Annotated in this window: 1 rRNA gene; it reads right to left on the bottom strand. The window is 57.2% G+C overall.

Annotated elements, in window-relative coordinates:
• Positions 1 to 1,320, bottom strand: a 16S ribosomal RNA gene (locus CKO41_RS18255); the annotation flags it as partial.

Below are 1,320 nucleotides of genomic sequence, written 5' to 3'. Positions count from 1 at the left end.
TGTGTACAAGGCCCGGGAACGTATTCACCGCAGCGTTGCTGATCTGCGATTACTAGCGACTCCGACTTCATGGGGTCGAGTTGCAGACCCCAATCCGAACTGAGACCGGTTTTTTGGGATTCGCTCCATCTTGCGATTTCGCAGCCCTTTGTACCGGCCATTGTAGCATGTGTGAAGCCCAAGACATAAGGGGCATGATGATTTGACGTCATCCCCACCTTCCTCCGAGTTGACCCCGGCAGTCTCCTATGAGTCCCCGCCTTTACGCGCTGGCAACATAGAACGAGGGTTGCGCTCGTTGCGGGACTTAACCCAACATCTCACGACACGAGCTGACGACAACCATGCACCACCTGTACACCGACCTTGCGGGGCACCCATCTCTGGGTGTTTCCGGTGTATGTCAAGCCTTGGTAAGGTTCTTCGCGTTGCATCGAATTAATCCACATGCTCCGCCGCTTGTGCGGGCCCCCGTCAATTCCTTTGAGTTTTAGCCTTGCGGCCGTACTCCCCAGGCGGGGAACTTAATGCGTTAGCTGCGGCACAGACCTCGTGGAATGAGGCCCACACCTAGTTCCCAACGTTTACGGCGTGGACTACCAGGGTATCTAATCCTGTTCGCTCCCCACGCTTTCGCTTCTCAGCGTCAGTAGTGGCCCAGAGACCTGCCTTCGCCATCGGTGTTCCTCCTGATATCTGCGCATTTCACCGCTACACCAGGAATTCCAGTCTCCCCTACCACACTCTAGTCTGCCCGTACCCACCGCAAGTCCGAGGTTGAGCCTCGGATTTTCACGGCAGACGCGACAAACCGCCTACAAGCTCTTTACGCCCAATAATTCCGGACAACGCTCGCACCCTACGTATTACCGCGGCTGCTGGCACGTAGTTAGCCGGTGCTTCTTCTGCAGGTACCGTCACTTTCGCTTCTTCCCTGCTGAAAGAGGTTTACAACCCGAAGGCCTTCATCCCTCACGCGGCGTCGCTGCGTCAGGCTTTCGCCCATTGCGCAATATTCCCCACTGCTGCCTCCCGTAGGAGTCTGGGCCGTGTCTCAGTCCCAGTGTGGCCGGTCGCCCTCTCAGGCCGGCTACCCGTCGTCGCCTTGGTGAGCCGTTACCTCACCAACTAGCTGATAGGCCGCGAGTCCATCCCAGACCGAAAAACTTTCCACACCCCACCATGCGACAGGGCGTCATATCCGGTATTAGCCACCGTTTCCGGTAGTTATCCCAGAGTCAGGGGCAGGTTACTCACGTGTTACTCACCCGTTCGCCACTGATCCACCCCGAAGGGCTTCACCGTTCGACTTGCATGTGT

Source organism: Thiococcus pfennigii (assembly GCF_016583835.1).
Lineage (GTDB): Bacteria > Pseudomonadota > Gammaproteobacteria > Chromatiales > Chromatiaceae > Thiococcus > Thiococcus pfennigii.
This window is presented reverse-complemented; position numbering and strand designations above follow the sequence as displayed.